The 21,106-nt window shown below is 42.0% G+C and carries 25 protein-coding genes and 2 pseudogenes; 20 read left to right on the forward strand and 7 right to left on the reverse strand.

Translation table 11 applies throughout. The features are described 5' to 3' along the window. Window positions 1-3 precede the first annotated feature (3 nt). The 10 genes from JCM10519_RS24765 to JCM10519_RS00630 all read left to right on the forward strand — a co-directional run bounded on the left by JCM10519_RS24765 (window position 4) and on the right by JCM10519_RS00630 (window position 7,487). Entirely contained in the window at window positions 4-924 is a 921-nt protein-coding gene (locus JCM10519_RS24765; protein ID WP_347842682.1) for a hypothetical protein, read from the forward strand. Between the two features lie 40 nt (window positions 925-964). Then, entirely contained in the window at window positions 965-1,312 is a 348-nt protein-coding gene (locus tag JCM10519_RS24770; protein ID WP_347842908.1) for a hypothetical protein, read from the forward strand. Beyond that, window positions 1,293-1,694, forward strand: coding sequence for a hypothetical protein (locus JCM10519_RS24775; protein ID WP_347842683.1), 402 nt, complete (start codon window positions 1,293-1,295; stop codon window positions 1,692-1,694). Before JCM10519_RS24770 ends, JCM10519_RS24775 begins: the two co-directional genes overlap by 20 nt. A 269-nt stretch (window positions 1,695-1,963) precedes the next feature. Next, window positions 1,964-2,383, forward strand: coding sequence for a hypothetical protein (locus tag JCM10519_RS24780; protein WP_347842684.1), 420 nt, complete (start codon window positions 1,964-1,966; stop codon window positions 2,381-2,383). A 13-nt stretch (window positions 2,384-2,396) separates the two neighbouring features. After that, window positions 2,397-2,852 carry a hypothetical protein gene (locus tag JCM10519_RS24785; RefSeq protein WP_347842685.1) on the forward strand — a complete coding sequence of 152 codons (456 nt, stop codon included), beginning with the start codon at window positions 2,397-2,399 and terminating at the stop codon, window positions 2,850-2,852. Between the two features lie 30 nt (window positions 2,853-2,882). Beyond that, window positions 2,883-3,824, forward strand: a complete 942-nt coding sequence (ftsY, locus tag JCM10519_RS00605; protein ID WP_054737656.1) for a signal recognition particle-docking protein FtsY — start codon at window positions 2,883-2,885, stop codon at window positions 3,822-3,824. 3 nt (window positions 3,825-3,827) lie between these two features. Continuing rightward, window positions 3,828-5,051 carry a threonine ammonia-lyase gene (gene ilvA, locus JCM10519_RS00610; protein ID WP_054737657.1) on the forward strand — a complete coding sequence of 408 codons (1,224 nt, stop codon included), beginning with the start codon at window positions 3,828-3,830 and terminating at the stop codon, window positions 5,049-5,051. Window positions 5,052-5,432: 381 nt separating this feature from the next. Then, window positions 5,433-5,978 carry a hypothetical protein gene (locus tag JCM10519_RS00615; RefSeq protein WP_054737658.1) on the forward strand — a complete coding sequence of 182 codons (546 nt, stop codon included), beginning with the start codon at window positions 5,433-5,435 and terminating at the stop codon, window positions 5,976-5,978. Window positions 5,979-6,233: 255 nt separating this feature from the next. Further along, the gene (locus JCM10519_RS00625) at window positions 6,234-6,863 is read left to right on the forward strand and encodes a hypothetical protein (protein ID WP_347842686.1); all 630 of its coding nucleotides are present in this window, start codon (window positions 6,234-6,236) and stop codon (window positions 6,861-6,863) included. A gap of 264 nt (window positions 6,864-7,127) precedes the next feature. Next, window positions 7,128-7,487: a hypothetical protein gene (locus JCM10519_RS00630; protein ID WP_054737661.1), complete on the forward strand. Its 360-nt coding sequence runs from the start codon at window positions 7,128-7,130 to the stop codon at window positions 7,485-7,487. A 179-nt stretch (window positions 7,488-7,666) separates the two neighbouring features. On the opposite strand, the gene JCM10519_RS24790 is transcribed toward JCM10519_RS00630, so the two are convergent. From JCM10519_RS24790 to JCM10519_RS24810, 5 genes are all read right to left on the reverse strand, one after another. After that, a complete protein-coding gene (locus JCM10519_RS24790; protein WP_347842687.1) occupies window positions 7,667-8,431 on the reverse strand; it encodes an AraC family transcriptional regulator in 765 nt (254 codons plus the stop codon). Between the two features lie 121 nt (window positions 8,432-8,552). Continuing rightward, window positions 8,553-9,290: a response regulator gene (locus tag JCM10519_RS24795; RefSeq protein ID WP_347842688.1), complete on the reverse strand. Its 738-nt coding sequence runs from the start codon at window positions 9,288-9,290 to the stop codon at window positions 8,553-8,555. Window positions 9,291-9,320: 30 nt separating this feature from the next. Next, a complete protein-coding gene (locus tag JCM10519_RS24800) occupies window positions 9,321-9,629 on the reverse strand; it encodes an ATP-binding protein (RefSeq protein WP_347842689.1) in 309 nt (102 codons plus the stop codon). Further along, a complete protein-coding gene (locus JCM10519_RS24805; RefSeq protein WP_347842909.1) occupies window positions 9,556-10,092 on the reverse strand; it encodes a histidine kinase in 537 nt (178 codons plus the stop codon). The genes JCM10519_RS24800 and JCM10519_RS24805 overlap by 74 nt, the downstream gene beginning before the upstream one ends. Next, window positions 10,020-11,075, reverse strand: coding sequence for a hypothetical protein (locus JCM10519_RS24810; protein ID WP_347842690.1), 1,056 nt, complete (start codon window positions 11,073-11,075; stop codon window positions 10,020-10,022). Before JCM10519_RS24810 ends, JCM10519_RS24805 begins: the two co-directional genes overlap by 73 nt. A 261-nt stretch (window positions 11,076-11,336) precedes the next feature. Between JCM10519_RS24810 and JCM10519_RS24815 the strand changes: the two genes are divergently transcribed. The 7 genes and pseudogenes from JCM10519_RS24815 (at window position 11,337) to JCM10519_RS00665 (ending at window position 17,356) form a co-directional block, all read left to right on the forward strand. Continuing rightward, a complete protein-coding gene (locus tag JCM10519_RS24815; protein ID WP_347842691.1) occupies window positions 11,337-12,080 on the forward strand; it encodes an extracellular solute-binding protein in 744 nt (247 codons plus the stop codon). Beyond that, window positions 12,005-12,688: an extracellular solute-binding protein gene (locus JCM10519_RS24820; protein WP_347842692.1), complete on the forward strand. Its 684-nt coding sequence runs from the start codon at window positions 12,005-12,007 to the stop codon at window positions 12,686-12,688. The genes JCM10519_RS24815 and JCM10519_RS24820 overlap by 76 nt, the downstream gene beginning before the upstream one ends. A 90-nt stretch (window positions 12,689-12,778) precedes the next feature. Further along, entirely contained in the window at window positions 12,779-12,997 is a 219-nt protein-coding gene (locus JCM10519_RS24825; protein WP_347842693.1) for a hypothetical protein, read from the forward strand. 94 nt (window positions 12,998-13,091) lie between these two features. Then, window positions 13,092-13,634, forward strand: coding sequence for a sugar ABC transporter permease (locus tag JCM10519_RS24830; protein WP_347842694.1), 543 nt, complete (start codon window positions 13,092-13,094; stop codon window positions 13,632-13,634). 74 nt (window positions 13,635-13,708) lie between these two features. Continuing rightward, window positions 13,709-14,535: pseudogene (locus tag JCM10519_RS00655) on the forward strand (carbohydrate ABC transporter permease). A 215-nt stretch (window positions 14,536-14,750) separates the two neighbouring features. Further along, a pseudogene (locus tag JCM10519_RS00660) lies at window positions 14,751-15,927 on the forward strand (glycoside hydrolase family 88 protein). A gap of 28 nt (window positions 15,928-15,955) precedes the next feature. After that, complete coding sequence (locus JCM10519_RS00665) at window positions 15,956-17,356, forward strand: sulfatase-like hydrolase/transferase (RefSeq protein WP_054737662.1); 1,401 nt, start codon at window positions 15,956-15,958, stop codon at window positions 17,354-17,356. A gap of 43 nt (window positions 17,357-17,399) precedes the next feature. Here the strand turns inward: JCM10519_RS00665 and JCM10519_RS00670 are convergent, their stop codons facing one another. Then, complete coding sequence (locus JCM10519_RS00670; protein ID WP_347842910.1) at window positions 17,400-18,077, reverse strand: LytTR family DNA-binding domain-containing protein; 678 nt, start codon at window positions 18,075-18,077, stop codon at window positions 17,400-17,402. Window positions 18,078-18,171: 94 nt separating this feature from the next. Then, window positions 18,172-19,449: a GHKL domain-containing protein gene (locus JCM10519_RS00675; protein WP_347842695.1), complete on the reverse strand. Its 1,278-nt coding sequence runs from the start codon at window positions 19,447-19,449 to the stop codon at window positions 18,172-18,174. A 216-nt stretch (window positions 19,450-19,665) separates the two neighbouring features. Here JCM10519_RS00675 and JCM10519_RS00680 point away from each other — a divergent pair, with 216 nt between their 5' ends. From JCM10519_RS00680 to JCM10519_RS00690, 3 genes are all read left to right on the forward strand, one after another. After that, window positions 19,666-20,235 (forward strand): accessory gene regulator B family protein, encoded by a 570-nt coding sequence (locus tag JCM10519_RS00680; protein ID WP_054737665.1) that lies wholly within the window; start codon window positions 19,666-19,668, stop codon window positions 20,233-20,235. Continuing rightward, window positions 20,232-20,378, forward strand: a complete 147-nt coding sequence (locus JCM10519_RS00685; RefSeq protein ID WP_054737666.1) for a hypothetical protein — start codon at window positions 20,232-20,234, stop codon at window positions 20,376-20,378. Before JCM10519_RS00680 ends, JCM10519_RS00685 begins: the two co-directional genes overlap by 4 nt. A 442-nt stretch (window positions 20,379-20,820) precedes the next feature. Beyond that, on the forward strand, window positions 20,821-21,006 hold the full coding sequence (locus tag JCM10519_RS00690; RefSeq protein WP_054737667.1) for a hypothetical protein: 186 nt from the start codon (window positions 20,821-20,823) through the stop codon (window positions 21,004-21,006). Window positions 21,007-21,106 lie beyond the last annotated feature (100 nt).

Here is a 21,106-nt window from a genome sequence, read left to right on the forward strand (position 1 = left end):
CTGATGGAGACAGAGGGGATCCAGGTACAGGTGAAGGAAAACCAGGAAAAGGAAACCATTGTATCCCGTGATCTGGAGGATGCAAAGCAGGCATCGGAAGGCATCCGGGAAAAATATGATGCTCTGGATACATATTTAGCGGAGCTGGAGGAGGCCATCAGCAAAGCCGGCAATGAGAAAAATAAATCCAACATGGAAATGGGAAGCCTGGAAGGCCGGATCAATGTATTAAAGGAACAGATCAATACGGAACAGATGAATGCGGAGCACATAGCCGGACGCATGAGGGCTATTGATTCTGAAATCCAGATGAAAATGGCTCAGGCAGCCACTTATGAGGAAGAGCGTTCCGTGATTGCCGACCAGGTAAAAACCGCGGTAAATGAACTGAAAGAAGCGGAAGAAGTCCTGTATTCAGAGGAAGAGAAAATCCGCCTTTTGGAGCAGCAGATTGAGGAAGGAAAGAGCAGCATCATTGATATCCTCAATGAAAAAGCTTCCCTTACAGTAAAACAGCAGCGGTATGAAACCATGCTGGAACAGGTGAATGTGCGCCGTTCTGAGGTTTGCCAGAAGCTTTTAAAATTTAAGAGCGATGAGTCGGAACAGGAAGAACAGCTGGGAGCTCTTCAAAAGGAAGCAGATGAGATAGAAACCAGAATCGCGGAAGGCCAGGAAGCCCAGGCATTCAGCGAGAACCGGGCTGAGGAACTGGAAGGCGAGGTCAAAAGGCTTAACAAAAACTTAAATGACAAGCAGCAGGAATACCATACCAGTTATACAAAGCTGGAATCCTTAAGAAACATTGCTGAACGGTATGAAGGCTATGGCGGCAGCATCCGCCGCATTATGGAGGTAAGGGACCGGGTTCACGGCATCCACGGGGTTGTGGCGGATCTAATTACAGTGCCGAAAAAAATATGAAATTGCCATTGAGACCGCTCTTGGCGGAAGCATTCAGAATATCGTTACTGATTCCGAAGAAACTGCCAAGCAGCTCATTGAATACTTAAAGAAAAACCGGTATGGAAGGGCCACCTTCCTTCCCTTGACCAGCGTCGGCAGCAGGGACTCTTTTCGCCAGGACCGGGTTTTAACGGAGCCGGGAGTTTTGGGGCTTGCCAATACCCTGGTGGAAGCGGATAGCCAGTATAAGGGCCTTTTAAATCACTTGCTGGGCCGTGTGGTTGTGGTGGATACCATTGAACACGCCATTGCCCTTGCAAAAAAAATTCCAATATTCTTTCCGGATCGTAACACTGGAGGGAGAACTTCTCAGCGTAGGCGGTTCCATGACAGGCGGTGCTTTTAAGAACACAAGCAATCTTTTGGGGCGCAAGCGTGAGATGGAAGAACTGGAAGAGATCTGCTCCAAGGCTCTTTCCGATGTGGAGCGGCTGGAAAAAGAACTGGTGATGAACGAGGGACTCCTTGGGGATAGCAGGGAAGAACTGGAAAAGATCCGGGCAGAGAAACAGCAGCTTTATTTAAAGCAAAATACGGTCAAAATAAATATACGCCGGATTGAAGATAAAAAAGAAGAAATCAAAGAATCCTACGGAGACTTGGAGCGGGAAAACGGCCAGCTTGAAGTGCAGATACGGGAGATTGGTGCCAGCCAGCAGGAGATTTTACAGCCATTGACAAGCTGGAAACCCAGAACCAGGAAACAGTTGGAGAGCTGGAACAATTAAATGGCCGGCTTGAAACTGCCAGGGCAGACCGGGAGCAGTATTTAAAAGACTTATCATCAGTTCAGCTGAAAACCTCAGGTCTAAAGCAAAAGGATGATTTTGAACTGGAAAATATCCGGCGTGTAAAGGAAGAGGTTCACCGTCTGGAGGAAGAACGTTCCGGCCTTTCAAGCGGAACCAATGGTTCCAATTCCATTATTGAAGAGAAACAAAAGGAAATTGAGGCATTAAAGGGAAAAATCCAGGAAGAAAAGGTATATTCGGAAGAGTTGGAAGGGATCATAAACGAGAAGTCCACACAAAAAGAAGCAAGTTCCAGGGAACAGAAGGAATTATTCCGGAAAAGAGAGGAGCTTACGGGAAGAATCAGCCTTTTGGATAAAGAACTGTTCCGCCTGCAAAGCCAGAAGGAAAAGCTTGATGAGTGGATGGAGAGCCATGTCAATTACATGTGGAATGAATATGAACTGACTTTTTCTACTGCAAAGGAATTAAAAAATCAGGAATGGACGTCACTGCCTGAGATCAAGCGCATGATCCAGTCCTTAAAAGATGAGATCCGGAAGCTTGGCAATGTCAATGTCAATGCCATTGAGGATTACAAAGAGGTATCAGAGCGTTATGAATTCATGAAGACCCAGCACGATGATCTGGTAGCCGCAGAGGGTACTGTTAAAGATCATCGATGAGCTGGATACGGGAATGAGAAGACAATTCGAAGAAAAGTTCCGTGAAATACGGCTGGAGTTTGACAAGGTGTTCAAGGAGCTTTTCGGAGGAGGACGGGGTGCTTTGGAGCTGGTGGAAGGTGAGGATATCCTGGAAGCGGGAATCCAGATCATATCCCAGCCGCCCGGCAAGAAGCTTCAGAATATGATGCAGCTTTCCGGCGGGGAAAAGGCTTTGACGGCCATTGCGCTGCTGTTTGCCATCCAGAACTTAAAGCCTTCTCCATTCTGCCTTCTGGATGAGATCGAAGCAGCCCTTGATGATTCCAATGTGGACCGTTTTGCAAAATACCTGCATAAGCTGACAAAAAAATACGCAGTTTATTGTTATTACACACAGACGTGGTACCATGGTGTCTGCAGACCGTCTGTATGGTATTACCATGCAGGAGAAGGGCGTTTCAACGCTTGTATCTGTAAACCTGATTGAAGAAGATTTAGAAAGTTAAGGAGGCCGACTATGGGTGAGAAAAAGGGATTCTTTGGGAAGCTGGTTGCTGGGCTGCAGAAAACAAGGGATAACATCATCGCGGGCGTAGATTCCATATTCAGCGGTTTTTCAGCCATTGATGATGAGTTTTATGAGGAAATTGAAGAGATCCTGATCATGGGAGATCTGGGCATCCAGACTACCATGTCGATTATGGAGGATTTGAGGAAAAAGATAAAGGAACAAAATATCAAGGATCCCATGGAATGCAAGCAGCTTCTCATGGACAGCATCATGGAGCAGATGGATCTTGGGGAAAATGCCTATGAATTTGAGAGCCGGCGGTCCGTCCTTTTGATCATCGGCGTAAATGGAGTGGGAAAGACCACATCAGTAGGAAAGCTTGCCGGACAGATGAAGGATGACGGAAAAAAGGTGATCGTAGCCGCTGCGGATACGTTTCGTGCGGCAGCCATTGAGCAGCTAAGCGAGTGGGCAAAAAGGGCCGGAGTGGACATCATTGCCCAGCAGGAAGGTTCCGACCCGGCGGCAGTTGTCTATGATGCGGTAGCTGCGGCAAAATCCAGACATGCGGATATCTTAATCTGCGATACAGCAGGACGCCTGCATAACAAGAAAAACCTGATGGAAGAGCTTAAAAAGATCAACCGGATCATTGACAAGGAATACCCGGAGGCTTACCGGGAAACCCTGGTAGTGCTTGATGGGACCACAGGACAGAATGCTCTTGTCCAGGCAAAGCAATTTATGGAGGTTGCTGATATTACCGGGATTATCCTTACAAAGCTTGACGGAACCGCGAAAGGGGGAATCGCGGTGGCTATCCAGTCGGAGCTGGGGATTCCTGTAAAATACATTGGGGTAGGAGAGAAACTTGATGACCTGCAGAAATTCAATGCAAAAGAATTTGTAAGCGCATTGTTTCACGTAGAAGAGAAAGAAGAGGCGTAAAGTATGTTGACATTGGAAAAGTTTGAAGAAGCATCAGAAGCTGTTAGCAAAGTTATCCTGGAAACAAAACTGGTATACAGTGAGTATTTCTCCAACCAGACGGGCAATAAGGTATATTTTAAGCCGGAAAATATGCAGTATACCGGCGCTTATAAGGTGAGAGGGGCTTATTATAAGATCAGCACCCTGTCGGAAGAAGAGAAATCCAAAGGCCTTATTGCCGCCTCTGCAGGCAATCACGCCCAGGGCGTTGCCTATGCGGCAAAGCTGGCAGGCATTCCGGCAACCATCGTTATGCCAACTACTGCGCCTCTGATGAAAGTGAACCGTACCAAGGGCTATGGTGCGGAGGTCATACTGGAAGGTGATGTCTTTGATGAGGCCTGCAATTATGCCTATAAGCTTGCAGAAGAACGCGGGCTTACCTTTGTCCATGCCTTTGATGACTTAGACGTGGCGTCCGGACAGGGAACCATTGCCATGGAGATCATCAAGGAGCTTCCTACCGTTGATTATATCCTGGTTCCCATTGGAGGGGGCGGTCTTTGCGCAGGTGTGTCCACTCTGGCTAAGATGCTAAACCCCAAGATCAAGATCATCGGCGTGGAGCCGGCAGGCGCCAACTGTATGCAGGAATCCTTACGTCAGGGAAAGGTGGTTTCCCTTCCAAACGTCAACACGATTGCAGACGGAACTGCCGTGAAATGTCCGGGAGGAAAGCTTTTCCCCTACATCCAGGAAAATGTGGATGAGGTCATCACCATAGAAGATTCTGAACTGATCGTGGCATTCCTTGACATGGTCGAGAACCATAAGATGATCGTGGAGAATTCAGGACTTCTGACGGTTGCGGCATTAAAGCATATGAACGTGGATAATAAAAAAATTGTTTCCATCTTAAGCGGAGGAAACATGGATGTGATCACCATGGCTTCCATTGTCCAGTTCGGACTGATGCAGAGAGACCGCATCTTTACGGTGTCCATTCTGCTTCCGGATAAACCGGGAGAGCTTGCAAAGGTTTCCGCACTTCTTGCAAAAGAACAGGGAAATGTCATCCGTCTGGATCACAACCAGTTTGTCAGCATCAACCGGAATGCGGCAGTGGAACTTCGCATCACCCTGGAGGCATTCGGAACGGAACATAAGAATATGATTATGGCAGCACTTACGGCAGCGGGGTACCGGCCCAAGCTGGTTAAATCAAAAGGGACTTACGGGGATTGATATTATTAACCAGCGACATAACTTCATATCCATTTGTATCTGAATTAAATAATGTCGAAAATAGTCAAATAGTGTCGATAAATTCAAATTGTAAAAGTTTGAGAGGAGAGTATAATTATAATGTAACTAATAATTTATATAAATGAAGTGATTACGAAACTCAAAAAAAACAATTAATGTGTCTAAGTTTAAAAAGACCAAATATAATTATGAGTCTTAAAATAAGATTATTACTAATTAAAATAAAGTAAAATAAGATGCATTTTCACAGTTCTTGAAGAGAAGGATCTAATTATAGCTAGATAATATGATATTTTCAACGGTTTTGGAGTTTCGCAAACACCTGTTTATATAAATGTATATAAGGAGGGATTGGTTAAATTGAAAAAGTTGAAAAAATGGACAGCAGTAATTTTAATGGCCTTAACTGTCAGTACCATGGCAGCACCTCAGGCGATGGCGTCCACGCCCATGGAAGATTTCAGGAAGGAAGACAAAGGACCGGATGCAGCAAAAGGGATACTGATATCGGAAGAATGGGGGTTCGATGAAAATGGTGAGCCATATGTTGAGCGGACCTATGTAAAACCACAAAATCCGAGATTGCGTGTTCATGACAGTAAGGATGTTACCAAAACCAGGGTATGTGGCACAGGAAGTGCAAAAATGACTGTTGAACTCAGTGCAAGCTTTGAATGGGACAGCAGTGATAAAAGAGTAGAAGTATATGATGTGGAAGGTCAGGTTACCGATATGGATGGAGTGTATGAAGTATATGATGAAAAGACTGTAATTTCTGGAAATGGGACCAGCAAAGCTACTGCCACATACACTTGTAAAGGAAAAAAATCACTTAGTTATGTAAATGGAAAAATTAATATTTCGTGTAATTATAATGGGAAGATTACCAGCAATGGGACGAGATGATGGTAGATGAAAGAACATCTGTAAAATACATAGGGAAAATATGTTTATTCTCACTTCTTGTAACCATGGCGGTAGCTGGCTGTTCCTATGGACTGATTTATTTTCAAAGTGAGTGGAATTGGGTATTGGGTATTGCTTTTACCCTGTTGCTGCCCATATTTATACGGAAATTTTTTTTCTAAAATTGACATCTATTGGATGAATGCTCTTGGAATATTATTGTTTTGGTGTATTTCCAGTTCTGTGAGCCTTTATGTGAACGATTTTTTCATAGACCATGACATTTTTTTGGACAGTGATTTGTTTGCCTTCATTCATGGCCCGGATTGGACAAAATCAATACGTCAGCTGTTATTCCCCATTCCCATTGTTCTATTTGCCTTCTGTGTAAATGTCAGACAGTTCAAAGTCTGGAATCATATAATAACAAAAAAGACTTTTTTGCCTCTCTGTGCATTAGTTAAAACGGGTATAGTTGGAATAATACTGGGAACCAGCAACATATATGGAACTTATATGGTTTATACTTCAACCACAATGGTTGAGTATACAAATAATGGAACCATGGCGAAAAAAACAGTTGAGCACTCTTCCAATCTGGCATTGGTATTGATTTTTGCCGTAGTTTTTACTGTTGTAGTCTGGAAACTGTACCCTCAATTAAAAAAGTATTATATACTGATTATAACATTTTACTGCGTAAAATACTTTTTGTTTAATTTTCTGGATTGGTTTTCTCTACTACTGGCAACTGAAGACATGAGAAGTCTTTTTCCATACTTGGCTTTTAATGCGGGCATTTGTATAGTCATGTTTTTGCTTTCTGCGGTTATAAGCAAGATGTTGATTATTTGTGAAAAAAAGAGGGAACTGTTTATATCGTAATGTGACAGAAAAAGATAATTAGTTTTACAGGTTCATGAAAGTGCATATGTTTTACAAAAGGGGGCTACTCTACAGATGAAAATCATCTGTAGAGTAGCCCCCCTTTTTCTTTATGCTGCCTGATTGAACCTGTATTCCCTGGGTTCTTCCAGTCATAATACAATCCCTGCGGCACAAAGGCTATGGATTAGGGCTTGTGTCAAAAAAATATTATATTGAATATTATTATATTGTAAGTATATATTAAGGGGGCGCAATATTGTTATGAAAATACAGGGAAAAGAATTAAACGAATTGAAAGAAGAAGTATTGAGATCTGTAGAAGGAAAAACAGATGAAGAAAAGAGAGAAATGCTGAGAGAAAGATTTAATATTGATTGGGACATTCCTAGACGCTGTGGCGATTCCAGAGGACCATGTAAATTTTGGTATGCCCAAGTTTTCACTTATTGCAGCACAAGGGAGTTAGAGGAAGAATTGAATTTCTTCTTATTCTTAATCAATTTTTTTGGACATCTTTTTGGTTTTTGTTTCAGCGAAGAGAGTACAGTTTTCTTAGGCTGTACATGCCCTTGCGGCAGTAAACAAATAATTCTTTATTATTCAATCGTATTTAAGGATTAATGATCTTACCCTCTTTTGATGGTGCTGGAGGTTCCCCCGGTTGATTTACCGCCAGGGGGGGAACCTCTTTTTTGCATTGATTATTCCAGTCTATATTATAAAAAAAATAATTGATTTTACCTGCAATCTGCATAAGCCTTGAAAGCTGGTTTGATCAAAAGATAAACCGGAGGCATGATTTAATTTCCTTCATCTTTATACGGATAGGTGATCCGGTTTTCGTGTTCTCTTGGTGATATGCCGGTAACCTTTTTAAATACCTTGCTGAAGTAATAAGGATTATCAAACCCCAGTTTATCAGAGATTTCATACATCAGGTACTGGTGGGTATCAATAAGCTCCATGGCATGCTGTATCTTGACCTGGGCAATGTAATCAGACAGGGTGGTCCCTGTGAGTTTTTTAAAGGTGTTGCTTAAATGCCCGGAGCTTATATTTAAAGCTTCCGCAACATCAGCCAGGGTCAGCTTCTCCATGTAGTGCTCCTTAATGTAGCTTCTGGCCAGATCCACCAGCTTGTCGGAACGGGTGGACTTCCGGTCCTCCAAAAGACGGCACAGCTTCTGGCAGAAGCTTCTCAGCCATTCTAAGATGTCCTCCAGACTGTTAAAATGATTCAGCTGCTCTGCAATGTTGATGGTATAGGGAAAGATCTCCTGATAGCTGTCATCCCCTGTTTCAAAAAATGAATAAAGATAGGTGTAAATATTGATGCAGGCGCTGGTGGCCTGTTCCTTACGAGGCCTATTTTCCCGGAACAGGGTGATGATGTCTTCAAAGATGGAGGCCAGCTTTTCACTGTCGTTCTGGCTTATATAAGCAGCCAGATCCTTTTTAAATACATTGATGTTGAATTTCTTCGCATGGCTGGAATGGGAAGACTGTCCTTCGTAAAATACCACCTGGGATGAAGAATCAAAGTAGTAATATTCCAGTGCGGTCAAGGCCTCTGAGAATGCCTGTGGAAGCTCTGAAATTTTTTTTCTTTTGCCCAGCTGACACCGTAAACAGCGGACAACTCAAAATAAGTCTTTAAAGCAACACTGAACTTCTGGCAGAATTCCCTTATAACGCTTTGGGAAAAGGCTCATCTTTTAAGGAGGCTGTAAGGAGAAAAGTATCCTGCCGGTATTCCAGGACCGTATAATGAAAGAAAAACCTTGCTGCAATTCCGCCCAGTATATCAATAAGCTGCCTGCTGACGGAATGAAGGTCATAGCTCCCCCCGCCTGCTTCAAAATCAATATGGATAGGGTTTAAGGAAAACAGGATGACAAAAGGAGCCGGATACTGCTCTTCAAGTTCTGCAGGGATATCAGGAACTGCCTCCTGAGTAAGAAAAAGGCGGCGGAATGTTGTCTTTGCCAGGTCCTCCTGGTTATTCTTAAGCTGGCTGTCAAGGAGCCGGTTCTGCTTATTAGCCAGCAAATCAAAGGCTTCCTTGGCCCGTTCCAAAGCGGCCACAAGGGCTTCCTCATTTAAATCGATTTTCACAAGATAATCGGAGGCACCCAGTGAAAGGGCCTTTTTCACCAGATGGAATTCCTCTAAGTTTGTTAATACGATAAAAGCAAAGTCACAGCCGTTCTCCTTGCATTTTTCCACCAGATCCAGTCCGTTCAGCACGGGCATCCGGATATCTGTTATGACGATATCCGGACGAAGATCCATGATCATGTCATAGGCGGAAGGACCGTTGGTTGCCTTTCCAATAATAGTGCATTCATAGTTTTCCCATATGATCAGGGATGCGATGCCGGCCAGAATGAGCGGCTCATCGTCTATAATTATAATTCGGTACATGCTGTCTTTATACCCCTTTGTCAGCCCTTTCTAAAATTCCAGAGGAAGGGCAATGGTAATCAATGTGTATTGGTCTAATTCGCTTTCCAGCGTTAATCCGTATTCTTCTCCGTAAACCAGCTTTAATCTCCGGTCCACATTCGGAAGCCCGATTCCGCTCATGTTGCTTCTCGTGATGCGGGAAGTATCTGTCAGCAGTGTTTCAATGCCTTCCGGGGAAATGCCGATGCCGTTGTCCCTTACTGTAATATAAAGAACGCCGTTTTCAGCAAAAACGTGTATCTGTATCAGCGTTTCTTCCGCTTGGTTCGATTCCGTTAAAGATGGCGTTTTCCACAAGCGGCTGAAGGGTCAGCTTCACGATTTTGGCATCGTATAAAACTTCCTGGTCAACCTGGGTGGTCACATCAAAAAGTTCAATATACCGGATCTTCTCTATAATAACATAATTTTGCAAAAAATCCAATTCCTGACGAAGTGTTACTTTTTCATTGAATCCCTTTGCCATGTTCTTTAACAGAGAGGACAGGGCAGTGACCACCTGGACGATCCCGCTGTTTTTCTGCATGGTTGCGATCCATTTGATAGAATCCAGGGTATTATATAGGAAATGGGGGTTGATCTGGGCCTGAAGCATTTTGATTTCCAGATCTCGTTTTTCCTTTTCACTTTGAACTCTGGTTTCCAGAAGGTCAGAGATCCTGTTGGACATCTGGTTGATCTGTTTTCCTATGCTGCCGATTTCGTCATCTGTTTCAATGGAGCGGTCCGGGTCGAAATTTCCCTGGGAAATAAATTCCAGGCGTTTTTTTCAAACGGCTGATCGGGGCGCTCAGCTGGCGGGCTATGAACCAGGACAAGGTCAGGCCGATGCCGCAGCAGAAAAAGAATATAAGGGCAATGGTCCCCCCGATCATGCCATGATCCAGATTTAAGTCTGAAATTGGAAGGATCTGAAAGAAAATCAGCGCTGACGGCTTGTCTCTGATAGGAAATGATGCAATCCTCTCCGTTCAGCCAGGTGCGGAAATTGCCCTGAGGCTCTTTTAAGTTTTTAAAAGTGACCAGCAGATCGGAAACATCATAAGCATTTCCATTAACAGAGGAAATGATGCTTCCATCTAAAGTGGCTGCATAGAGAATCTGTCCATCGCCCATGCTTTCCAGGGTATCGGAAAACAGGCGGGGAGAAATGGCCAGAAATATCCAGGCATCTTCCGGCTGGCTTCCGGAGACATATTTTAAAGGCCTTAAAAGAGGAAGAAGCTTTGGGGTGTAATTCGTTGGAGAAAAAGGGTTGTCCTCAAGGGAAAGAAGATACTGTGTATTTTCACGGGAAAGCATATCATGGAACCAGAGCGCATTTTGAATGTCATTGACATCGTGAGTAGAGCCGTAGGCACTTCCTGCCTGCAGGACTTCCCCGTTGTTATAAAGTGCAATTTTATAAATATATTTGCTGTATCCTGAAATCGCACAGAAATCCCTCAGCACATTGGAGGCGTACAGCTTGATATAGGCGGATTCCCCGTCTGACCGTTTCAGGGGGGGAGCAGAAAATAAAGACTTTCTTTCGGAACAGGTCACAACAATGTTGACCATCTCCTCATAGGCGACTTCCATCCGGTCGGACAGAATCTGGATGCGGTTGACGGAATTTTCCGTTTCGTTCTGAATGGCATCCTTATAATAAGAGCGATAGTTATAAAAGCTGACTGCGCAGGCAATACTTATAACTACCAGAAGATTATACAGAAGAAATTTGTACTGGAATGTGCGGGGCATGGCAAGGATCCTTTCACGAGAATAAATTCAATAATATCATATCCTTTATTCTGTATAAATTCAACGAATATAGAAATTAATCTTAAAAAAGTATAAAAATCTGAATATAATACATGTTTGAAACCATGAAAGTCTGGTAAGGGTAAAAAAAATAATAGAATTATGCAAATCGTTTATTCCGATATGAACTCAAATCTGGTATCTTATATACCATAAGGAACACACACGCGTGGTTCTAAAAAAAAGGGAGGTTTCAATCTAATGAGATTAAAACGAGTTTTAGCTATGGCGCTCGCAGCCGGAATGGCATGCGCATCTCTGACTGCCTGTGGCAGCAAGACATCTGAGAGCAGTGCTGCAGGTGCAGACGGAGCAACAACTGCTGCAGAAACAACAAAAGCAGATGATAAAGCAAAGGGCACAGGGGAGAAGAAAGTTCTTTCCGTTACTACATGGGATTATGATACGACACCTACATTTCAGACAGTCGTTGATGCTTACATGGCGAAAAATCCAAATGTTGAGATTAACGTTATTGATACATCAGCTGACGAATACAATAATTCCCTGGGAATCAGCTTATCCGCAGCACAGCCGGATCCAGATGTAATCTGGGTAAAGGACATGGGCTCCATGCTTCAGATGGCAGATAAAAATCAGCTTCTTCCTCTGGATGATTTCATGAAGAAGGACAACGTTGATTTATCTGTTTACAATGGTGCAGCAGAGCAGCTTCAGTACAACGGAGCCACTTATGGACTTCCATACCGTTCCGACTGGTATGTATTATACTATAATAAAGATCTTTTTGATGCAGCTGGTGTTGCCTATCCGTCAAATGATATGACCTGGGATGAGTATGATGCCCTTGCAGCTAAGCTGACCTCCGGAGAAGGCAGTTCAAAGGTATATGGAGGACATAACCATATATGGCAGGCACTTGTATCCAACTGGGCTGTTCAGGATGGAAAGCACACAGTGTTGAAAAGGATTATTCCTTCTTAAAGCCATGGTATGAAGAAGCTCTTTCCTTACAGGATAATGGTTATATTCAGGACTTCTCTACCTTAAAAACAGGAAATATCCATTATTCTTCCGTATTCAAAAATCAGCAGTGTGCCATGATGCCAATGGGAACCTGGTTTATCGCAACCATGATCCAGTCCCGCGCATCAGATGAAACATCCTTTAACTGGGGCATTGCAAGGATTCCACATCCTGCTGATACAGAGGCTGGCTACACAGTAGGAGCTCTTACTCCTGTTGGAATCAGCGCTTACACCGATGAGCCTGACTTATCCTGGGATTTTGTGAAGTTCGCAACCAGTGAGGAAGCAGCAAATATCCTGGCTGAACAGGGAGTATTTACCGGTATCCAGACAGAAGATTCATTAAAGACCATTGCTTCTGCACAGTTCTTCCCAGAAGGAGAATCCAATCTTGAAGCGCTGTCTTATAGCCACTATATATTTGACCGTCCTTTAGATCCGAAGATTACTGAAATCAAAACTGTACTTGAAGAAGTTCATGAAATGATCATGATTAAGCAGTACACCGTTGATCAGGGAATCGAAGAGCTGAACAAGCGTGTTGCGGAGATCAAGGGCTGGTAAAAAAATTGATTGCCCGGAGAGCGCCTTTTCTAACATTATGGCAAGGCGCTCTTTTGCGGCAAAAGCAGGTGAAAAGGAGGTTAACCCTGTATGAAAGAAGTAAAAAAGACAATGACGTCACATCAAATGAAGGCGATCCGAAGTAACCTGATTGGTTATTCATTTATTCTACCTAACTTAATCGGATATGCAATTTTTGTATTCATTCCCGTTATCTTTTCTTTTGTTTTAAGCGTTATGAAATGGGATGGCTCCCGGGCGCCCATGGAATTCGTAGGATTAAAAAAATTTCGCTCAGATTTTCGGTGACAGGATATTTGTTCAATCCTTTATTCACACGATTCAATACGCACTGCTTACGGTAATCCCAACCTTAGTGCTGGCGCTTTTACTGGCAGTTCTGTTGAATAACAAGTTAAAGGGGATCGCAATTTTCCGTACAGCACTGTATTTCCCTTATATTGCTTCCATCGTAGCAGTAGGCGCGGTGTGGAATATGCTGTTTCAGCCGGACTTTGGACCAATCAATGAATTCCTGAGATTCATTGGAATTTCCAAGCCCCCCAGGTGGGTTGTGGATGTGAAATGGGCCATGGTAGCCATTTCTGTGGTAAGCGTATGGAAATACATGGGATACTATATGATCGTATATTTGGCAGCCCTTCAGGGAATCTCAGGTTCTCTTTATGAAGCGGCCGGAATTGACGGGGCCAACGGCTTCCAGAAGCTTCGGTATATTACCATTCCCATGCTGACGCCAACCACATTCTTCGTGCTGATCATGCTGACGATCCAGTGCTTTAAGGTATTTGACCTTGTATATGTAATGACAGGAGGAGGTCCTGGTAATGCCACCAAGACTCTGGTCAATTACATTTATGAAAAGGCGTTTACCAGCTGGGAGTTTGGACCTGCAAGCGCGGGAGCCTGGTTCTGTTTTCAGTAGTACTTGTTGTCACCCTGATTCAGTTTGCCGGTGAAAAGAAGTGGTCTAAAGATTTGATGTAAGGAGGGAAAGCGATGAGAACAAAAACAAAGAATTTAAACATATTTCTGTATCTGGGATTGATTGCTTTATCCCTTTTTATGCTGGTGCCCTTTTATTGGATGGTGATTTCTTCTTTAAAGCTTAATAAAGACGTATTTTCCGTACCTATGACGTGGTGGCCGGAATCGATGCATTGGGAGAACTACAAAATCATCTGGAAGAAGCTGCCCCTTGTGACCTTCTTTCTCAATACCGCCAAGCTGACGGTCATCACGACCATAATCCAGCTGTTCACCAGCTGCTTTGCTGCTTACGGTTTTACAAAGACACGTTTTAAAGGCAGAGATTTAATCTTCCTTATGTATGTAACGACTATAGCCGTACCATGCAGGTCTACATGGTTCCTCAGTTTATTCTGGTTTCCAAGCTTGGCCTAAACGATACCCACTTAGGATTAATCCTGATGCAGGCCTTTTCCGCATTCGGCGTATTTTTGATCCGCCAGTTTTATATCAGCATTCCTGACGAATTATGCGAAGCAGCCAGGATTGACGGGTTAAACGAGTACGGCATATTCGCAAAAATCGTATTTCCTCTTGGAAAACCGGCGATGGCAACTTTGACTATCTTTACGTTTACCAATGTATGGAATGATTTCATGGGACCGCTCATCTATTTAAAGACAAAGGAATTAAAGACCATTCAGTTGGGAATCCGTATGTTTATATCCCAGTTTGGAGCTGATTATGCATGGATCATGGCTGCTTCTGTATGTTCTTTGATCCCGGTTATCATTGTATTTTTAAGCTGCCAGAAGTTCTTTGTAGAGGGCGTTGCAGCCAGCGGAATCAAGGGCTAACTGGAAAGATCAGGAAACACCCTGCTTTACACCTAATGCCCGATAAGCTGGGCAGGCTCTAAAGCTGGGTGGGCTCTGTCCGAAAAGATGGACAGTAAGAGGAAACACCCTATGGGTATACCTTTATGTCCAAAAAGATGGACAGTAAGATGAAACACCCTATGGGCATACCTTTATGTCCAAAAAGATAGACAGAAAGAGGAAAGGAAAAGTATATGGCACAGACATTGGAACAAATAAAAACTTATCCTGGAATGGAAGAGGGGATGATTCAGAAGGCTCTTGATGATGCGGCAAAGATCGTCAAAGAAAACCTTTCGGTATTTACGGATAAATTCCAGTCTTCCAACAGTTTTAACGGATTTTATGAGGCAACAGAAAATGTAGAATGGACAACAGGATTCTGGACAGGAGTGATCTGGCTGGCTTATGAGCATACCGGTGATGAGGCATTTCGGAAAGCAGCGGAAGTACAGGTGGAAAGCTTTCTTAACAGAATCGAGAATAAAATTGATGTGAACCATCATGATATGGGATTTTTATTCAGCTTGTCCTGTGTGGCAGCCTATAAGCTGACCGGCAATGAACATGCCAAAAAGGCGGCCCTTTTAGCAGCGGACCATCTGGCAGAACGTTACAGGGAGAAAGGAAAATTCCTTCAGGCCTGGGGAAATCCGGGAGAGCCGAAGGAATACAGACTGATCATTGACTGTCTGTTAAATCTTCCCCTGCTTTACTGGGCAACGGAAGTAACGGGAGATCCTTCTTATGAAGAAAAGGCGGAAAACCATATAAAGACTGCTATGAAATGCATTCTGCGTCCCGATGATTCCACGTACCATACTCATTTCTTTGATGTGGAAACAGGAGAGCCGACTTATGGCGTGACCCACCAGGCAACCGCAATGGCTCTGCATGGGCCAGAGGCCAGGCCTGGGCATATACGGAATTGCCTTAAGCTACCGGTATTTAAAGAATACAGAATACATGGATTTATTCTGCCGTGTAACCGATTATTTTATCGAACATCTGCCGGCTGATCTTGTTCCTTACTGGGATTTTGACTTTGATACTGGAAGCACGGAGCCGAGAGATTCTTCCGCTTCAGCCATTGCTGTCTGCGGAATCCTGGAAATGGCAAAATATCTGGAAAAAGATAAAGCCATGGTATATTTAGATGCAGCTGACAAGATGCTAAGAGCACTGGCAGATCATTGTGCCAATAAGGATTACAAAAAATCCAATGGACTTTTGCTTCATGGCACCTATGCCAGAGAGTCCAAGGAGAATACCTGTACAAACAGGGGCGTTGATGAGTGCAACACCTGGGGCGATTATTTCTACATGGAGGCTCTTACCAGGCTTTCAAAGGACTGGGAACTGTACTGGTAAGAACTGTGTAAGTATAAGGAGAAAAAAAATGAAAACAAATCTGCTGTATGTCTTTGCCGACCAGTGGCGGGCTCATGCCATGGGATATATGAACATGGACCAGGTGGTGACTCCAAACATTGACTCCTTTGCCCAGGAGAGCATGAGGTTTACCAATGCTTACAGTACGTACCCCTTATGTTCTCCTCACAGAGCTTCCCTGATGACAGGGAAATATCCCTTCCGCGCGGGGATGTGGACCAATTGCAAGATAGGTCTGGAAGAAAAGGTCATGCTAAGACCCCAGGAGATATGTATCGGAGATGTGCTGAAGACGGAAGGATATAGCACGGGCTATATTGGAAAATGGCATTTAGATGCTTCGGAGCTTAACTTTACCTCTGATCCAAAATCAGGCGCAAGAGACTGGGATGCCTATACGCCGCCAGGGGAGAGAAGACATGGATTTGACTACTGGCTGTCCTACGGAGCCTGGGATGACCATTTGGATCCCCATTATTGGCAGGATGATGAAAAACAAATAAAACCGGGTAAATGGTCTGCGGAATTTGAAACAGATAAGGCCATCGAATACATGGAAGCCAGGAAAGGGGATGAGCAGCCTTTTGCGCTGTTCTTATCCTATAATCCTCCCCATCTTCCTTATGAACTGGTACCGGACCGGTATTATGAAAAGTTTAAGGATCTGGAAATCCATTACCGGGAAAACGTACCGGAGGAGATGCGGGAAAAAGGCGGGCTTCTGGAAACCCAGACAAGGCAATACTATGCCGCAGTCTATGGGATTGACGAACAGTTTGGAAGAATCCTTCAATATTTAAAGGATCATAATATGGAGGAAAATACCATTGTCATCCTGTCTGCGGACCATGGAGAAATGCTTGGTTCCCATGGACTGATGAGTAAAAACATCTGGTATGAGGAATCCATCCACATTCCCCTTATGATACGTCAAAAGGGGAGAGTTAAAACCGTGGACAATGATGGAATCTTTGCAAGCCCGGACCATATGCCTACCATTCTGGATCTTTTGGAACTTCCCATTCCGGAAACCTGCGAGGGCTACAGTCATGTAAAAGGAATGTTCGGAGAGGACGAGAACGAGCCTCAGGATATGCTGATCTGTTCCTATCCTGGCGGAGCAGAGCTGGTAAAGTCATTTTCCGACAAAGGCCTGACCCATAAGGCTTATGGCTGGAGAGGTATCAAAGATAAACGTTATACCTATGTCATTTTTAATGGATATGCTCCTGGAGAGGAGCAAAAGGAATATCTTTATGATAATGAGGAAGATCCTTATCAGAAAAATCCGGAGCTATTGGAACCGGACTGCCAAAGAGCGGAAGTTTTGGCATACCGGGAAAAGCTTAAAAATTACCTGCGCCAGACGGAAGATCCGTTTTTATGGGAGCGGCAGGATAAGATATAAGATCAATGAAAAATAGGAGGCAGCCGATTTATTCGGCATCCTCCTATTTCATTATGGATAGATGAAAGCTGTTTAACGATTTTTGAACTTTTCCCATCATACGTATGGATACGGAGTAGGTTTCTTTGTTATCCATGAGAAGCATGGCGTTTTCCCTCGAATATTTTAATACATGTTTCAGATTTACAATGGTGGATCGGTTGCATTGACAGAAACCAGAATTCAAGGTCGCATGGAATTCTTTTAACGAGCCTGAAATCTGCCGGATCCCGGTTTTGGTATGTATGGTGAGTTTGTGGGAATCATCGCCAGTTGTGATAGCTACAATGTCATTTTGATCCAGAACCAGAGAATCTTTATCAACTTTTATTGACAAGAGGCGGTTGGAGGAGTCCAGCTGCGCCTTATAGTTCCTTTCTGCGTTTTGAATGCAGGAGCAGATTTGTTCTGGCAGGGTATCCGTATCATCTTTTGCAATAAAGTCCATTGCTTCTACCTTATAGCGGAAGGTAAGAACAGCCATTTCACTATGAGTAGTTACAAAAACAATATAACCGCGGGGATCATATTTGCGTATTTCCTGGGCCAGCTCAATTCCATTTTTATTTGCCTGCAAATCAATGTCTAAAAAAATAAAGCCCAGTAGTACTGGAACGTCTCCGTATGGAAAGTAGATCTTCTGGTTTTGAAGCTGAGCAGAAAAGTTTGGATTCCGTTGGATTCATTATTAGATATTTTTCAATGATGTCTTCCCAACGGTCTAACTGTTTTTTTATTATCTTCACAAAGGTAGATGTGGATCATTCTTGTACTCCTTATGAACCATTATGTACTAGGATCAGTTCCTGTGTGAAATATGGTTCTTCATATGTAGTGTTCCAAATAGCATTTTCATAGTTTTTTAAAATCATATCTACGTTAAAAAGGCCGATTCCTCTATGCTTGCTTTTGGTAGAAATTTCAAGGCTGCGAAGCATTGATATTGCATAAGTTGGAGGAAAAGCCGTATTTTGTATAATGAGATGGAGATCCTCTTCTTTATAAAACATGCAGAAATGAACTTCCTTTTCTTCTGTTTCCATAGCAGCTTCCATGGCATTGTCTAAAAATATACCTAGGATTCGGGACAAATCCAGGCAATCCATGTTCAGTTCATTGATAGGCTCAGTCAGTTCTATTTCCGCTTTAACGCCAATTTCCATCATATAGACAAATTTGGAGGAAAGAAGACTTTTTAAGGCGGTATTTTTTATATTGGAAAGATTTCCCAACTTGGTATCTGATTCTGTAAAAGCACGGCTGATAGGAAGTATTCTTTCTCCATAATATTCTTTTAGGCTATCCATATCATTTTCTTTCATAAACCCTGACATAGTAATAAGTATATTCATGTAGTCATGCTTGAACTTTCGCATAACGCCGTAGGAATTTTCCAAGCGTTCCGTATAGGCACGAAGATTTTCAAATTGTGCCATGCGGTGCTTGTAAGCCTGTTCTCCCATAGTGACCTTATATACAGAATACATGAGAAAGACTGTAATTGCAAATAATAATAGAAAGATAATTCCATTTAATGCAATGACACCGTAATTGTAGCCAAGACGTTCCCCATAGGAAAAATTAAATATATATAGTAACACTAAAAGAAACAGATTAATAAAAATGGCTTTCAGTAAATGATGATTAGTTAAATATTGCGAAAGTTTCAACTTTTTGTGAATATACCAACCTATCAACTTTGTTGTAGTTCCACAATATACAGAATAAATCCATGCAAAGGTTATGATTGCCTTACCATTGACTGAAAAGTCGGTTAAATCTATATTAAGAAAGAAGGTCATTATCCACATAAGTAAATAGCTGAAAGAAATACTATATAGATAGCCAAATAAATAACAGGACATACTTAGATAGTGATTATTAGTAAATAAAAACATTAAAAGTGTGAGACCTGAAAAGGTTATAAATGTACTGGCTTGTCCATATATCTGATTAAAAAGATAGAGAGTAATAAAAGCATATAAAAATATAATAAGTCGTTTAAGTTTTGTCAATTTATTAGGAAGCAAATGTACACAAAAAAAAGTAATCACATAACGCTCCCGTAAATGTATAAATAAAATAAGTCATGATGTATCTCCTCGCCAGTAGATTTATGCCTTTATTTTACATTGTTGTAAATGGAAAGTAAAGGAAATTGTATGAAAAGTAAACGCATTTTACGCTTAAGAAGAATAATGCTACGAAAATTACAAAAACATCTTTTGGCAAAGAGATATGGTAATATATAGTCAAAAGGTGGTGATAAAGTGAGTATTTCCCAAATTGCTGTTGATTTTTGCGATTGGCTGAATAAGATAAATCCCAAAAGTCCAGAAGAGAATGAAGTGATTCAATATGGGATGGAATTATTTTTAGATAATATTATCAAGTTTATTGTTATCTTGATAATCGGAATTGTCTTGGGAAAAGGATTTGAGACACTTGTAGTATTATCCACATTTAGTGGCTTGAGATTACAAGCTGGTGGCATTCATGCTAAAACAGGCTGGGGATGTGGATTAGGTTTGTTATTGGTATGGGGAATATCAATTTTAGGTCATACCTTCGTTGAGGTAAAATCGGTATTTATACCGTACATCTATTTCGTTTCTGTCTTAATTATTGTTTGTTGTGTTCCAAGGTCAATAAATATTGAGTATTTTAGTTCACAAGACAAATTGAAAAAGAAATTGTCTTCCGTTATTGTCTTAACCTTGATGGTGGCAGTTGCATTTTTTAATCCGGTTTTTAGAGGCCTGATTATTTATCCAGTTATTTTGGAAGTATTAACGTTACTTCCTGAAAATAAAGTAAATATTAAAGGAGAAAATGAATGATGAAGAAGACAGCAGTAGAAAAATTGCAGAAAATGTTAGTGAAAGTATCCCTTAACTCTGTAGGTAAAAGTTTCCCGGCTTCAATTTATGAAAGAAAGATTCCAAAATCAGTTTTAAAGATGCATGATGAGAAAGCTAAATAGGAAATTAATGAGGAAAAGAATGTTGTTTATTAATTTAAGCACAGATAGTCCGGTATGAGTTATATAATGATTTCATTATAAAAAGAAAAAAGCGTTGTTATGCAAAAAAAGTAATACATATAAATTATTGTAAAATTTTCAAATCCAATTAGTTGAATGTGTATTAATGACTACTGTAGTAACAAGGGGGAAACTTTTGTCTGGATCAATTAAGATTCCAATAAACAGCTTAAATAAATATATGGAATTTTTATTCATTCAGGAGTTTTATGGATACTCAGTAGAATAAGCTAAAAATAATTGCTGCCCTTTGAATTTACTTCAAAGGGCAGTTAGTCAATTACATGAAATTGAATGAAAACTGTTTTAGACTTGATTTACTTGCATGAAGTTTACCGGACCTTTCCTATGAAAAGGGAAGACAAAGATAGGAGAAAAGCAGATGAGAGAAAACTTATTTCGTAGAATTCTAAGACTGGAAAAGAATTTAGCAGACGCTTCTGTGCAAAAGAATATCATGTCAAAGCACAGAAAGAGAAAGATCATTCCAGATGAATATTATATAGATGTGATAACAATCATACCGGAAAGGAAAGCTATGGTAGAGATTGAGAGTATTGATCTTTAACCAGAATCAGTAACTGAAGGAGTGTTAGCAAAAGTAGGAATAGAGAAAGAATGTGACGTTCGTTATGTTCCTGCAATTATTGTCTGTGCTGTTACCATTT

Source organism: Clostridium sp. NkU-1, assembly GCA_001312405.1.